The sequence below is a fragment of the Erysipelatoclostridium sp. AM42-17 genome (genome assembly GCF_003480255.1).
In the GTDB taxonomy this organism is placed as follows: Bacteria; Bacillota_I; Bacilli_A; order Erysipelotrichales; family Coprobacillaceae; genus Faecalibacillus.
Genome location: NZ_QUIN01000001.1, coordinates 146,574 through 160,984 on the forward strand (window position 1 = coordinate 146,574; position 14,411 = coordinate 160,984).

Annotated in this window: 15 protein-coding genes and 1 other RNA gene; 2 read left to right on the top strand and 14 right to left on the bottom strand. The window is 29.7% G+C overall.

The genetic code is table 11. The features are described 5' to 3' along the window. Position 1: 1 nt before the first annotated feature. From DW911_RS00770 to yqeH, 6 genes are read right to left on the bottom strand one after another with little or no spacing between them, the layout of a single operon-like run. A complete protein-coding gene (locus DW911_RS00770; RefSeq protein WP_233541798.1) occupies positions 2–694 on the bottom strand; it encodes a 5'-methylthioadenosine/adenosylhomocysteine nucleosidase in 693 nt (230 codons plus the stop codon). Beyond that, complete coding sequence (locus tag DW911_RS00775; RefSeq protein WP_118431028.1) at positions 691–1,407, bottom strand: class I SAM-dependent DNA methyltransferase; 717 nt, start codon at positions 1,405–1,407, stop codon at positions 691–693. The genes DW911_RS00770 and DW911_RS00775 overlap by 4 nt, the downstream gene beginning before the upstream one ends. Next, positions 1,407–1,751, bottom strand: a complete 345-nt coding sequence (gene rsfS, locus DW911_RS10935; RefSeq protein ID WP_199669440.1) for a ribosome silencing factor — start codon at positions 1,749–1,751, stop codon at positions 1,407–1,409. The genes DW911_RS00775 and rsfS overlap by 1 nt, the downstream gene beginning before the upstream one ends. Continuing rightward, positions 1,752–2,843, bottom strand: a complete 1,092-nt coding sequence (locus tag DW911_RS00780) for a nicotinate-nucleotide adenylyltransferase (protein ID WP_199669441.1) — start codon at positions 2,841–2,843, stop codon at positions 1,752–1,754. Next, the gene (gene yhbY, locus DW911_RS00785; RefSeq protein WP_118607357.1) at positions 2,840–3,127 is read right to left on the bottom strand and encodes a ribosome assembly RNA-binding protein YhbY; all 288 of its coding nucleotides are present in this window, start codon (positions 3,125–3,127) and stop codon (positions 2,840–2,842) included. The genes DW911_RS00780 and yhbY overlap by 4 nt, the downstream gene beginning before the upstream one ends. 9 nt (positions 3,128–3,136) lie before the next feature. Beyond that, positions 3,137–4,231: a ribosome biogenesis GTPase YqeH gene (yqeH, locus tag DW911_RS00790; RefSeq protein ID WP_118607358.1), complete on the bottom strand. Its 1,095-nt coding sequence runs from the start codon at positions 4,229–4,231 to the stop codon at positions 3,137–3,139. A gap of 138 nt (positions 4,232–4,369) precedes the next feature. Between yqeH and sigK the strand changes: the two genes are divergently transcribed. Further along, a complete protein-coding gene (gene sigK / locus DW911_RS00795) occupies positions 4,370–5,059 on the top strand; it encodes an RNA polymerase sporulation sigma factor SigK (RefSeq protein WP_118431034.1) in 690 nt (229 codons plus the stop codon). 8 nt (positions 5,060–5,067) lie between these two features. Here the strand turns inward: sigK and parC are convergent, their stop codons facing one another. Together parC and parE are read right to left on the bottom strand one after the other, a co-directional pair. After that, complete coding sequence (gene parC / locus DW911_RS00800; RefSeq protein ID WP_118607359.1) at positions 5,068–7,662, bottom strand: DNA topoisomerase IV subunit A; 2,595 nt, start codon at positions 7,660–7,662, stop codon at positions 5,068–5,070. An 11-nt stretch (positions 7,663–7,673) separates the two neighbouring features. Then, a complete protein-coding gene (gene parE, locus DW911_RS00805) occupies positions 7,674–9,602 on the bottom strand; it encodes a DNA topoisomerase IV subunit B (protein ID WP_118607360.1) in 1,929 nt (642 codons plus the stop codon). A 113-nt stretch (positions 9,603–9,715) separates the two neighbouring features. Here parE and plsY point away from each other — a divergent pair, with 113 nt between their 5' ends. Beyond that, entirely contained in the window at positions 9,716–10,315 is a 600-nt protein-coding gene (gene plsY, locus DW911_RS00810; protein WP_118431040.1) for a glycerol-3-phosphate 1-O-acyltransferase PlsY, read from the top strand. Between the two features lie 24 nt (positions 10,316–10,339). Here plsY and DW911_RS00815 read toward each other — a convergent pair whose 3' ends face one another. From DW911_RS00815 to ssrS, 6 genes are all read right to left on the bottom strand, one after another. Beyond that, positions 10,340–10,966 carry a histidine phosphatase family protein gene (locus DW911_RS00815; RefSeq protein WP_118431042.1) on the bottom strand — a complete coding sequence of 209 codons (627 nt, stop codon included), beginning with the start codon at positions 10,964–10,966 and terminating at the stop codon, positions 10,340–10,342. Between the two features lie 22 nt (positions 10,967–10,988). Then, positions 10,989–11,192 (bottom strand): YneF family protein, encoded by a 204-nt coding sequence (locus DW911_RS00820; protein WP_118431044.1) that lies wholly within the window; start codon positions 11,190–11,192, stop codon positions 10,989–10,991. Between the two features lie 18 nt (positions 11,193–11,210). Then, positions 11,211–11,573: a sporulation inhibitor of replication protein SirA gene (locus DW911_RS00825; RefSeq protein ID WP_118431046.1), complete on the bottom strand. Its 363-nt coding sequence runs from the start codon at positions 11,571–11,573 to the stop codon at positions 11,211–11,213. 369 nt (positions 11,574–11,942) lie between these two features. Then, positions 11,943–13,922, bottom strand: coding sequence for a transketolase (tkt, locus tag DW911_RS00830; RefSeq protein WP_118431048.1), 1,980 nt, complete (start codon positions 13,920–13,922; stop codon positions 11,943–11,945). A gap of 85 nt (positions 13,923–14,007) precedes the next feature. Then, the gene (locus DW911_RS00835) at positions 14,008–14,232 is read right to left on the bottom strand and encodes a DUF896 domain-containing protein (protein WP_118431050.1); all 225 of its coding nucleotides are present in this window, start codon (positions 14,230–14,232) and stop codon (positions 14,008–14,010) included. A gap of 19 nt (positions 14,233–14,251) precedes the next feature. Next, a non-coding RNA gene (gene ssrS, locus DW911_RS00840) (6S RNA) lies at positions 14,252–14,410 on the bottom strand. Between the last annotated feature and the right edge of the window lies 1 nt (position 14,411).

Here is a 14,411-nt window from a genome sequence, read left to right on the forward strand (position 1 = left end):
CTTATGCCACCTTAACTAATTCAACACATAACTTTGCAGAAGCTTCACTTGCTTTTTTTAAATACTCATCAAATTGAATAGACGAATTGCCTTTACCAAATACATCAGATAATGAACGTGTAATAATAAACGGAATTTGGTATTTATAACAAGTTTGTGCAATAGCAGTTGATTCCATTTCACTACAAAGTGCATTAGGAAAATTATTTTTTATTTCATCAACTTGTACTTTTTGATGAATAAATTGATCTCCAGATACAATTAAACCATGATGATATGTAATATTCATTTCATTTAAGATTGTTTTAGCCTTATCAACTAAGATCGAATCTGCTTTAAAAACAACTGGCATTCCTGGTATTTCGCCAATTTGTCTACCAAAAGCAGTAACATCAACATCGTGATATGCTACTTCCTTTGAAATAACAACATCACCTACATTTTGATTAGATTGTAAACCACCTGCTGAACCAATATTGATAATAAAATTTGGGTGATATTCACTAATTAAAATAGATGTACAAATTGCAGCATTTACTTTTCCAATTCCACCCTGTAAAACAACAATATCTTTATCAAAAACTTTGCCTTCGTAAAAATGACAATCCAATATTTGCTTTTCTTGATTGATTTCACATTTATCTAAAATAGCATTTACTTCTTCTTCCATTGCTCCAATAATACCTATCATCATTTTGCCTCTTTTCTACAAACAAATATAACTCTTTCACAGTCATCATGATATTCACCAAAATCACTGTAAATTTCAATATCTTTAAATCCTACTTCTAATAACATGTTTTTGTATTCATCTACTGTCAATGTTTTTTGTATATGTTCTTCGCTTACATGTTCATTTTCAATCTTATCAATAATTTCAACATGATGTACAACATGTCCATATCCTAACGAATCTACTTTCCACTTGAAATAAAAATCAGGATCATCATTTTCTTCAAGATAATCTTTTAGAATATTTTCCATCTTATAAATACTATCTACATCAAATATAAAACAACCATCGTCTTTGATAGCATTAAAACAGTTAACAAATGTCTTTTTCACTTCATCACGTTCTATAATGTAATTAAGAGAGTCACATAAACATAAAACTAAATCTAATTTTTGATCAACTATAAAATCTCGCATATCTATGCGTCCTAGCATCAATTCAACGTTTTGTCTTGAAGCTTTCATTCGTGCAACTTCTAACATATCTTTAGATAAATCAGTTGCATAAACCTCCTTCTTTCGCTTGGCTAGACGCACTGCAATTTCGCCAGTACCACATCCTAATTCCAAAACAGTTTGAAAATCAGCATGTTCTTTTATAAATTGAACGTAATCTTTATAAAAATCAGCATCCATTAAACTATCATAATAATATGCAAATGCTTCGTATGACATTATTTTAATAACTCCTCAATATCCACTGTTGGCATATCTGCCCATAATTTTTCTAAGTTATAGTTTTTTCTTTCTTCTGGATCAAATAGATGAACAACAATATCTCCATAATCCATCAAAATCCATTGACTTGCTTTTTTACCTTCAATAGATTTAACGGAATATCCGTTTTCTTCGCATTTTTCTTCAACATTATCTTTTAAAGCTAACATTAATCTTTCATTAGCAGCAGTAGCAATGACAAAATAATCACATACAGGGCTAGTCATCCCCATATCTAAAACAGTAATATCTTTAGCTAATTTTTCATCTAACGCTTTAACAATAATCTCTAATTTTTTCATTTATATCTCCTTTTTAAATTTATTAAATATTTCAAAAAAGCAAGGATCTATTTCCCTATTTTTCTTTTTTGAAAATTGGTAAAAATCATTTAAGCAATATACAAATCCTTTTTTAATATCTTGATTACATAATGCAATTGCTTCACTTGAATCATACCCTCTTAAAGGATCAAGTTTGTCAGCACAATATACGCACATATCTAATAAATGCATATCTAAACTAGCAGTTGTATGGTTCTCTATAGCTTGCAATATCTCTTGATCATGTATATCAAATTCATTTTGACAAACATAAGACGATAACCATTGATGATAAACAGGTTCCGGTTTATTAAGAAATTCAGAATAATATTTTTTCATTAATTCTAATTCTAAATCCTTATCCATTTCTTTAGCCACATCATGCATCATAGCTGCTATATAAGCCTTCAAATCATCTAAATGATTACTTTGTGCAAATTCTCTTGCTAGTTTAGCGACACTAAGCGTATGAAGATAACGCTTATTGGACATTTTTTTCTTAATAAGTGAATCTAGACATAGTCCGTGATTTGCAAGATAAGATAAAACATTTTTATCTAACATTTCTATATGTCCTTGTTTAATTGCTGTACTTGATTCATGACTTATAGAAGTTTCTATTTCAAAAAAATGATAAGTTTTTAAATTGTTATTTTCTTGATAATCCGGTCTTTTAAATACAACTAAAGAAACAAGTTCACTAATTTCTTTGGCATTTTTCCATTGATTAAACTTGCTTGCCTGATCCATGCCCATAATATAAAACAATTCATCATTTTGATACTGTTTTTTTAAAGTTTTCAAAGTATCTATTGTATAGTTTTTATCCTCTGTTAAGCTATCTAGCTCAATTGTACAAATTTTAGCTTTAGCTATATCCTTTATCGCTAAAGAGATTGTATTAATACGATCATTATTAGACAATGCACTATGATCTTTCCAAGGATTATTTTTAGTTGGTATAACTAACAATGTATCAAGATTCAACTTTAAAATAGATTCTTTTATAATTCTTGTATGTCCTAAATGAATGGGATCAAAAGCTCCACCTAATATTCCAATGCGACTCATGGTAATCTATAAATTTCCTTATCACTAGGTTTATATAAAATAATTGTTCTTCCTAAAATTTGGACAACATCAGCTTTTGTTTTCATAGAAAGTTCTAAAGCCACTTCATTTTTTGATTGACTGCAACTTTCTAATATTTTTACTTTAATTAATTCTTTAGCATCTAAGGCATCAGTAATACCTTCAATTTGAGTTCTATGTACCCCATCTTTACCAATTTGAAAGATTGCTGATAAATGATGTGCTTCACTTCTTAAATATCTTTTTTGTTTTCCTGTTAACATATTTTCCTCCTATATAAGTGCTTCTCTTATAAATACCCCAACACCATGAGGCGCTTTTACTTTAATAATTGAATCAGGTGAATGAACACTGATAAAACCTAACCCAGAAATAACAATATCCACTTTATAATCAGGCAATTTAAATTGAAAATTTGCAAAATCTTTAATAGATTCAATTTGCTTTAAAGTTGGTTTAAGTGTTTTATGACGATTATATAACTCATCTGCATTAATTAATTTTGTACGATGAATTGTTAAGCGTCTATTAAAATAGCATGTAAAACTACTATGCTTTCCTTTAATAAAATCAATTCTTGCTAATCCACCAAAATATAACGTTTGCTGGTTATCTAATTGGAATGTAGCAGGTCTTAATTCTCCAGTTGGCATAATTTCTTTCAATGTTTCTTTTTCAACGATATGAGCTATTTGATGTTTATTAATAATTCCTGGTGAATCATATAAACTACTGTGATCATCAAAAGGAATTTCAATTAAATCTAATGTTGTACCTGGAAATTCGCTTGTTGTAATTAAATTATTTTCTGTTGGATTAATACTTTTAATCAAAGTATTAATCATCGATGATTTCCCTACATTTGTTACTCCCACAACATAGACATCTCGCTTGTTTCGATAATGTTCTATCATCTCTATAAGCGTATCAACATTATATTTTTTTATACCGCTAGTAAGTAATACATCTACAGGTTTTATACCATATTCTTTTAATTGTCTTCTTAACCATTTAATTATTTTTTGATCTTTTGCAGACTTAGGCAAAATATCTCGTTTATTACCTACAATCAAGATATCATTTTGACTTAAATGTCGTGTTAAACCAGGAATAAGACTACCATTAAAATCAAATAAATCAATCATATAAACAACAAGACTATTGGTATCCTCTATTGTCTGTAAAATATTTAAAAAATCATCTTGTGTTAAATTTGTTTCATTTAACTCATGATAATTTTTTAATCTAAAACATCTTTGACACAATACAACTTCATTATTCATCGCACTCTTTGGAATATATCCAATCATTTTTTTATTTTCATTTTGAATAATTGCTCCACAACCATAACATCTTATTTCTTCCATATTCAACCTCACTTCATGACCAATTGTACCTCATTTTAACCTATTTTAAAAGAAAAGAAAAGTCCTATAATTCTTTATTTTCTATTCATTCTTCATTATTTTTTATTTTACGACATAAGATAAAATAAAGGTGATAAAATGTTTAATCTAATACTTACATTACTAACAAACAGTTTCTTCGTTTCTTATATTCGTTCTAAATCATTTGAACTTCCTTTAAGCCATCACGAAGAACAATTTTATTTAGCTAAAAAACTTACTGGGGATTTACAGGCAAGAGATATTTTGATTGAAAGGAACCTAAGGCTAGTAGCTCATATAGCTAAAAAATACGAAAATCAAAAAGATCTACAAGAAGACTTAATATCAATTGGAACAATTGGTCTAATTAAAGCTGTTGATTCTTTCAATCCTGATAAAAATATTAAACTTGCAACTTATGCATCCAGATGTATTGAAAATGAGATTTTAATGCATCTAAGAAGCAGTAAAAAAACAAACAGTGATATCTCCCTCAATGAAATAATTGGTGTTGATAAAGATGGAAGTGAAATAGTTTTAGAAGAACTCTTAGAAAATAACGATCCCCCTCTTATTGACCAAGTTGATCAAAATGATAAAATACAAAGCCTTATTCAAAACTTTTCTATTTTAAACAAAAGAGAACAAGAAATATTAATAAAACGTTATGGATTAAACAATCAATCCAAACGCACCCAAAAAGAACTTGCTAAAGAAATGAACATCTCACGTTCATATGTATCTCGTATTGAAAAAAGAGCTCTCATCAAACTATATAAAGCATATATAAAACAAAACAACTCATAAGAGTTGTTTTAATCTTTTAAAAAGTCATCAAGTGATAATTTTTCAAACTTATTAACCTTTTTATCATGTGATACTTTCGTTTCATGATTTCTACTTTCTTGGTTATCCACTAAATCAAACAATGTATCTTCTACGACTTCTTTATTTTTTAAATGAATATCTTGATTTGTTTTAATAATAAAATCAGAAGTATATAATGGCTTATCAATATATACATCTTTTAGCCATTCATTTTTACTTAATTTAATAAGAGGTGTAAAGCGTGAATCTAAACGTGCGTTATTAAAATCAACAGCTTTAAATTCCTTAGAATTTAATGAAGTTGTCGTAACATTAATTTCATCTTGATTACTTACAACAACAGCTTTATACGTGAAAATAGTCTTTGTTTTTAAATTGTGATATAGTGGTGTTCCCTTTGTGGTACGTTTACAAGCTGGAATATCTGCTAATTTTAATCTTTTAATACCACCATCACTACTCAACACTAACAATGAATAAGTCAACATTGGATTAAAAACATCCATCGAAACAACAATATCATCTTTTAAGTTAAGTGCTTTAATTCCTGAAGCTTTTAGACCTACTATTGAAACTTCTTGTTCACTATATAACACACCATATCCTGCACGTGTTACTAAAATAACTCCTCTATTTTGATCTGTAAGTTTTACATCTATCACTTCATCTTCACCTTTAAGCCCCATACATTTCATCGCCTTGGAATATCGCTGTACTTCAAAGTCCTGCAATGCTGTACGCTTAATTTGCCCATTTTTAGTAGCAATCATAACATACAACGGCTGTTTAAAATCATCAACCAAAATGGCAGAAACAATTTTTTCATCAGCTGGTACTTTAACAAGATAACTTACATGCTTTCCTACATCTTTCCACTTAAATTCTTCTATTTTATGACAAGGAATAAATAAATAATTTCCTTTATTAGTAAATAAAAGTAAATTATTAACTGTATTGGCTTTAAATAAAGCAACTAATGAATCATCATCTTTTTTACCAAATGGTGTTTTGTCACTTGCTTTAATAGAACGATTAGAAATACGTTTAATATATCCATCTCTTGTAATAGAAATATTAATATCTTCAGCAATAATCATCGCTTTTTCATCAATTTTCACTTCACTAACTTGTTCTTTTATTTGAGTAAGTCGAGGCATTGGATATTGTTTTTTAATTGATTTTAAGCGGTTAATAATAACTGACCGTAACTTATCATCACTGTCAAGAATTTCATTCAATTCATTTATTTGAAGATCTAATTGTTGCTTTTCTTCTTCTAATGAAACAATATCTGTATTTGTTAAACGATATAATTGTAACATGACAATTGCTTCCGCTTGTTTTTCACTAAATTGATATTGTGTAATTAAATTGTTTTTAGCATCACTCTTATCCTTAGATGCTCTAATTGTTTTAACGACTTCATCTAAAATAGAAATAGCTTTAATCAAACCATCTACAATATGTAATCTTGATTTAGCTTTATTTAAATCATAAATACTGCTACGTGTTACAACATCAATTTGATGATCAATATAACCATCAAGAATATCAATAATACCCATTAATACAGGTCTTTTATTCTTAATTGCAACCATATTATAATTATAATTTTTTTGTAAATCTGTATTTTTATATAAATAATTTAACGTATTTTGCACATCAGCAGTCTTTTTTAAATCAATAACAATTCTTAAACCTTCACGATCGGACTCATCTCTCACTTCGATAATACCATCTATATTCCTATTAAAACGAATTTCGTCTATCTTTCTAACAAGATCAGCTTTATTCACTTCGTAAGGAATTTCACTCACTACTATTTGATTCATGTTTTTATCTTCTACGATTTCTGTTTTAGCACGAACAATAACTTTTCCTTTTCCATTCTTAAAAGCATTTTTAATCCCATCAATACCTTCCACAATGGCGCCAGTAGGAAAATCAGGTCCTTTAATAAATTCCATCATTTTTTCTAAAGTGCAATGATCATGTTTTATACGATAAATCGTAGCGTCAATAACTTCTTCTAAATTATGAGGTGGTATATCTGTAGCATAACCTGCCGAAATACCAGTAGCTCCATTCACTAATAAATTAGGATAAGCAGCAGGTAAAACAGTTGGCTCATATTCTGTATCATCAAAATTTAATGACATTAATACAGTTTCTTTATCTAAATCCTTTAATAATTCACTGGCTATTGGAGAAAGTCTTGCCTCTGTATAACGCATAGCAGCAGCAGGATCATTATCGATTGATCCGTTGTTCCCTTGCATGTCAACAAGTGGTGCTCTCATCTTCCATTCTTGTGATAAACGAACCATCGCATCATAAACCGATTTATCCCCGTGAGGATGATAATTACCAATAACATTTCCCACTGTTTTAGCAGATTTACGATATGGTTTATTTGCTGTATTTCCTTCTTTATTCATTGAATAAAGAATACGACGCTGAACAGGCTTTAATCCATCACGAACATCTGGTAAAGCACGGTCTTGAATTATATATTTTGAATATTTACCGAAACGATCTCCCATGATTGTTTCTAGTGTCATGACTATTTTTTTATCGCTCATAGTTTACTCCTTTATTCAATATTGTAATCATCTTCTAAAGAAAATTGGACATTTTGTTCTATCCATTCACGACGTGGCTCAACTTTATCACCCATCAATACCGAAACACGTCTTTCAACAATAGCTGCATCTTCAATAGACACTTGAATTAATGTTCTTGTTTCAGGATTCATTGTTGTTTCCCATAATTGAGTTGCATTCATTTCCCCTAATCCTTTATATCGTTGAACATTATAACCTCTTCCAATTTTCTTTTTTGCTTCTTCAAGTTCATGATCTTCCCAGGCATAAATAATTTGTTCCTTTTTACCTACCTTTTTAGAAACCTTATATAATGGTGGTAAAGCTATATATACTTTTCCTGCTAAAATTAAATCTTTCATATAGCGATAGAAAAAAGTTAATAATAAAATTTGGATATGAGCTCCATCAGTATCGGCATCGGTCATAATAATCACTTTATCATAATGACTATCTTTTACTTGGAAATCAGCACCAACCCCTGCACCAATAGTATTAATTAACGTAGCCAGTTCTTCATTCTTCATAATATCTTGAATTGATGTCTTTTCACTATTTAACACTTTTCCACGCAAAGGCAAAATTGCTTGATATTTTCGATCTCGTCCTTGTTTAGCACTTCCGCCTGCTGAATCACCTTCGACTAAATACAATTCGTTTTTCTTTTTGTTTTTTGATTGCGCTGGCGCTAATTTTCCACTTAATATTCTTTCTTGCTTTGTTCCTTTTCCTTTTCTAGCAGCTTCTCTTGCTTTTCTTGCAGCATCTCTTACTTGTGCCGCTTTAATCATTTTTTTAACAAGTAAATCAGCAATCTCTTTATTTTCTTCTAAATAATAGGACAGCTTTTCATACACTAACGAATCTACTGCATTTCTTGCTTCTGTTGTCCCTAACTTAGACTTCGTTTGTCCTTCAAACTGCAATAAATGTTCAGGAACTTTGACAGAAATAATAGCAGTCAATCCTTCTCGAATATCATTACCTTCTAAGTTTTTATCTTTTTCCTTTAATAAGCCATATTTTCTAGCATATTCATTAAAAGTTTTTGTTAGACCACTTCTAAATCCTGTTTCATGTGTTCCTCCATCTCCAGTACGAACAAGATTAACAAATGATAAGGTATTTTCTTGATATCCATTTGTAAACTGTAATGCAATATCTAGTTCAATTTCTTGACTTACTCCTTCTAAAGAAACTATAGGATGCAGTGTTTCTTTATTAAGATTTAAATAATCTATAAATGCTTCTAATCCATTTTCATAACAATAGGAAACCTCTTTATCAGTTCTTTCATCTTTTAAATTAATTGTAATTCCTTTTAAAAGAAAAGCACTTTCCATCAATCTTTCACTAATCATATTATAATTGAATTCAGTCGTTGAAAAAATATCTTTATTAGGTAAAAAATGAATTGTAGTCCCCGTATCTTTACACTTACCAATAACTTCTAGTTTACCAATTGTCTCTCCACCATCACTAAAATGTTGATGATAAATCTTACCATCGCGATGAATGGTCACTTCAAGCCATGAAGAAAGAGCATTAACAACACTGGCACCTACTCCGTGCAATCCTCCAGATGTTTTATACCCACCATCTTCAGAAAATTTTCCACCAGCATGAAGGATAGTTAAAATAACTTCGGTTGTAGGTCGTCCTGAAGCGTGCATTCCTGTAGGCATTCCTCGTCCATGATCTGTGACTTTTATACTATTATCTTTGCCAATTGTCACTTCTATTTTATTACCAAACCCTGAAAGTGCTTCATCAATTGCATTGTCTACTATTTCCCATACGAGATGATGCAATCCACGTGCATCAGTTGAACCGATGTACATTCCCGGTCTTTTTCTGACCGCTTCAAGTCCTTCAAGAATTTGAATATTTGATTCATCATATGAATGATTATTTGCCATGAATTATAAATCCTCCTTTTTACGCTTTTCCTATTATATCAAAGTTCTTATTTTTTTTAAAGATTATTTGCTTTTTTGATATTCTTCATTATAATAATGTTGGTGATAAAAAAATGAAAGAAATAATACTTATATTAATAAGTTATTTATATGGATCAATACCTTTTGCTCTGGTCATTGGTAAGTTGTTTTTTAATACAGATATTCGTTTATCTGGATCTGGGAATTTGGGTGGAACAAATGCAGGACGCGTTTTAGGAAAACCGGTTGGTTTGGCTGTTATTATATTAGATGCATCTAAAGCAATGATAGTTGTACTTTTAACAAGTTATTTATGTTCTGTTTTACATATCAATCAAGATTTAAAATATATTTGTGCTTTAGCTTGTGTCATTGGACACTGTTGGCCAATCTTTGCAGGATTTAAAGGTGGTAAAGCCGTCTCAACTGCTATAGGATATTTCTTTGCAGTTTATCCATTATGGGCTTTAGCTGTACTACTTGTATTCCTCATCATTCTAAAGATATTCAAATATGTTTCATTATCATCTGTCCTTGCATCACTTACAGTGCTTCTATGCACACCATTTATGTCAATTTCACTTACAGGTAAAATCGTTAATTTGTTTATTGTACTTATTCTTGTTTACCGACATATACCAAATTTAAAGCGCATCAAAAATCATACTGAACCTAAAATTAAATGGATGTAAAAAAGTCATATGTTTATATGACTTTTATTTATAGCTAATTTTAGTTTGTGGATCCAAATAATCATCTTTGCCAAGATACTGTATTTGATATTGACTATTTTTATACTCAATCAATGACAAAGAACAGCCACGTATAATTTCCCCGTTAATTTCATTAAAACGATTTACAGGTAAATTTAAGGCAATTCCATGAACAATTGTAAATAACATACCATGAATAGTAATAAAAATTGTTTGATTAGGATTCTCTTTATATTTTTCGTCAATGAAATTTTGAAAACGATCAATAACTTGTTGATATGTTTCACCACCTGGTAATCCATAATTCGGTGAAGGGTTATTCCACAAATCATGATATTCATGATTATTTTTTAATTCCTTAATATTTCTTCCTTCATAAATACCAAAATTCATTTCCATTAAACGTTTATCTTTTATAATTTCACTTTTAGGAAAAATGATTTGAGCTGTTTCATAGGCCCTGTTTAATGGACTAGAATAGACAGAGTCAATGTTTTTATCTTTGATTGCATCTTTTAAACACAATGCATCACGTTTTCCATCTAAAGTGAGTGGGGAATCTTTCCAACCTTGAAGCTTAAATTGTTCATTCCAAAGAGTTTTAGAATGACGCGTAATATATATTTTCATAATAAAAAATAAGGGATATCCCTTATTTATATTGTGCTTTTACTGTATTCATAATTTTTCTAATTTGAGCTTCACTAGGTTTTCTACCCATTTCCATGTACATAGCACGAATCATTTTTTCATTGATTGGTGGATTTTTTTGCATTTGTTTTTTAAAGAAATAACGTGCAGCAAAGAAACCAGCTACCAGTCCTATAATTAGACCAATGATTAAATATAATACCATTGTAATACCTCCTAATATTTACACTTGCTTTGACATTATAACATAACTTTGCGAAATTTGATATAATATATCAAAGAATATATTATATTTATCTTTAGATAGTATTGTTATGTAATAATGATTAACAATACAACAAATTTTTTCATTTGTTAATTCATTAATAAAATAATGTTTGTTACCACTTCTTTTATAGCCTTTTCTCAAAGATAAGTTTTGATAAATTAAATTATTAATATTTTCGTTATCTGCAAATATTTGTTGTAATTGCCTTTCATGGTAAACATTATCCGGTTTTATACTACGAAAAACATCAATAACACATGGATATTTATGAATTAAATTTGATAGTTCATCTCGATAACGGTAAATAACATATTTCATTTTGATCACCCATATTTAGTATACACTTTCAAAACAAAAATAATTGTCAAAAAAAGGATTGATTTTACACACCCATTCTTTATCCTTTTATGTACATACAAAACGTATCCTCACTTTTTTGAAGCCACTTCATTTTTCGTCCATTAATACGCTATACTAACAGACATATATACTTGCACATCAAAAAATAACCTTGCTTTTATAGTTAACAAAATAGCCATCATTGTCGATTGCGTCTTATTTGTATACCATATTATCTTAGCTTTTTAGTTTTAATTTTTCATAAATTTAATGTCAACAACAATTGTATGATATAAAAAAACTGTTAACAAATTATTGTCAACAGTTTAAAAAGATTAACTTTATTCTTTATTTAATTATTTCTTTCATATTTTTAACAACGTTTTCTACAGTGAACCCATAATGAGTAATCACTTCATTTGCTGGTGCACTCGCTCCAAATTGATCAATACCCATAGTTTTTCCATCTAAGCCAACATATTTATGCCAACAGAAATCTCTTCCCATTTCAATAGAAAGACGATGACGGATACCATTTGGTAAAACAGATTCTTTATAAGCAGGATCTTGTTTATCAAATAATTCCATGCATGGCATTGATACAACACGTACATCAATATTATCTTTTAATAATTCTTCTTTAGCTTTCATAGCAAGATTAACTTCACTACCAGAAGCTAAAATAATACCATCAAGTCTGTCTTTTTCATGCCCAATAACATATCCACCATGTTTAACACCTTCATAGCTACTATTTTCCATTGTTTCTACATTTTGTCTTGTAAGAATTAAAGCAGTTGGACAATCTGTTGTTTCTACAGCAATTTTCCATGCAGAAGCCATTTCAATAGCATCAGCTGGTCTTATGACTTGAATATCAGGTAAAGATCTAAGCATTGTTAATTGTTCAATTGGTTGATGAGTTGGACCATCTTCACCAACAGCAATTGAATCATGAGATAATGGTAAAATAATTGGTAATTTCATAATGCTTGCCATACGTAAAGCACCTTTGAAATAATCAGAGAAAACTAAGAATCCCCCTGAAGAAACTTTTACACCTTTATGTAATGTCATACCATTCAAAATAGCAACCATAGCAAATTCACGAATTCCAAACACTAGATTACGACCATCATAATGTTCTGTACTAAAATTGTTTTCACCTTTAATTTGTGTTTTAGTTGATGATGCTAAATCAGCTGTTCCAGACATGAATGTAGGATTTTGTTTGGCTACCTCTTGAATAATTTCTAATGAAGTATTTCTTGTCGCATCTGAATATCCTTTTTCATATTTCTTTGTAATTTCATCAATATCAAGGTGATAATGTCCATCAATAGCATCAAATAACTCTTTAGCTAATTCAGGATATTTTTCTTTGTATTGTTTTACAGTACGATTCCACTTGTTGAACTTATTACGTCCACGTTTAATACATGTATCTTTAAAATCATCATAAACTTCTTCAGGAACATAAAAATCTTCATGATCAAACCCATAAGATAATTTGGCATTTTTACCATCTTCTTGTCCTAATGGTGAACCATGTACTTTGTTTGTTCCTTGATTTTTAGAACCAAAACCAATTGTAGTATTAACAATAATTAAACTTGGTTTAAAACTTTCCTTTTTAGCTTTTTTTATTGCTTTATGAATTGAAACAATATCATTTCCATCATCAACTTCTATGACTTGCCATCCACACGCTTCATAACGTTTTTTAACATTTTCGCTAAATGACATTGATAATGGACCATCTAAAGTGACTTGATTTGCATCATATAAAACAATAAGTTTTCCTAAAGATAAGTGTCCAGCAATTGAAGCAGCTTCATAAGTTACCCCTTCTTGCATATCTCCATCACCACATAAAACATATGTATAATGATTAACAATATCTAAATCTTCTTTATTATATTTTGTTGCTAAAAACTTCTCAGCCATTGCCATTCCTGTTGCCATTGGAATACCTTGTCCAAGTGGTCCAGAAGAAGCATCTACCCCATCAGTCATACCATGTTCAGGATGTCCAGGAGTGTTAGAACCCCATTGTCTAAATTGTTTTAAATCATCAATTGAAATTTGATAACCAGATAAATGCAATAATGAATATAATAATGCCGAAGCATGACCTGATGCTAAAACAAAACGATCACGGTTAAACCAATTAGCTTCCTTATGATAAAAATTCATTTCTTTTGTAAATAAAGTATATAAAGCAGGTGCAGATCCAAGAACCATTCCAGGATGCCCAGAATTGGCTTTATTAATTGTATCAATACCTAAACTTCTAATCGTTGCTATAGATAAATTTGACGTGTCCATTCCATAATCTCCCTTTTTAATAAAACTAAATCTTATTATACACATTTCGACATAAAAAACAAGGCACAAATCAGTGAATTCATGCCTAGTTTAAATGCTTTGTTTTTTTATGAGGAGTCACATCATTCCCCTTTTCATCAACAACTTTTACATTACTTAATTGTTGTTTAAATCCCGCACGGAATGCCTTAAGATATTGAGCTCTTAGTTCTTTTTGCTCATCTAGTTCTTCCTCAGTAATTGTTCCTTCTTTTTTCTTTTTAGCTAATTCATTAATTCTTGAAATTAACTTTTGATCTATTTCAGCCATAGTTATAATCTCCTTTTAATAAAAAACTAGAGAGTTTGTTAGATTATCCCTGGTATGTGCAGGTGGGCACCTTTAAATAATTTTAGGATTCCTATTCTTGACAGGCTTTCAACACCATTATTTAGATCAGGTTCCCTTATCTAATTTGTAGGAAATTTATTATACTCTCTAGCATTGGT

Coding starts and splice junctions, on each gene's coding strand:
- sigK (WP_118431034.1), top strand. CDS start 4,370: ATGTTTAATCTAATACTTACATTACTAACAAACAGTTTCTTCGTTTCT.
- DW911_RS00820 (WP_118431044.1), bottom strand. CDS start 11,192: ATGGTATTATATTTAATCATTGGTCTAATTATAGGACTGGTAGCTGGT.
- DW911_RS00770 (WP_233541798.1), bottom strand. CDS start 694: ATGATGATAGGTATTATTGGAGCAATGGAAGAAGAAGTAAATGCTATT.
- yhbY (WP_118607357.1), bottom strand. CDS start 3,127: ATGTTAACAGGAAAACAAAAAAGATATTTAAGAAGTGAAGCACATCAT.
- yqeH (WP_118607358.1), bottom strand. CDS start 4,231: ATGGAAGAAATAAGATGTTATGGTTGTGGAGCAATTATTCAAAATGAA.
- parE (WP_118607360.1), bottom strand. CDS start 9,602: ATGGCAAATAATCATTCATATGATGAATCAAATATTCAAATTCTTGAA.
- rsfS (WP_199669440.1), bottom strand. CDS start 1,751: ATGAAAAAATTAGAGATTATTGTTAAAGCGTTAGATGAAAAATTAGCT.
- DW911_RS00775 (WP_118431028.1), bottom strand. CDS start 1,407: ATGTCATACGAAGCATTTGCATATTATTATGATAGTTTAATGGATGCT.
- DW911_RS00815 (WP_118431042.1), bottom strand. CDS start 10,966: ATGAAAATATATATTACGCGTCATTCTAAAACTCTTTGGAATGAACAA.
- plsY (WP_118431040.1), top strand. CDS start 9,716: ATGAAAGAAATAATACTTATATTAATAAGTTATTTATATGGATCAATA.
- DW911_RS00780 (WP_199669441.1), bottom strand. CDS start 2,843: ATGAGTCGCATTGGAATATTAGGTGGAGCTTTTGATCCCATTCATTTA.
- DW911_RS00835 (WP_118431050.1), bottom strand. CDS start 14,232: ATGGCTGAAATAGATCAAAAGTTAATTTCAAGAATTAATGAATTAGCT.
- parC (WP_118607359.1), bottom strand. CDS start 7,662: ATGAGCGATAAAAAAATAGTCATGACACTAGAAACAATCATGGGAGAT.
- DW911_RS00825 (WP_118431046.1), bottom strand. CDS start 11,573: ATGAAATATGTTATTTACCGTTATCGAGATGAACTATCAAATTTAATT.
- tkt (WP_118431048.1), bottom strand. CDS start 13,922: ATGGACACGTCAAATTTATCTATAGCAACGATTAGAAGTTTAGGTATT.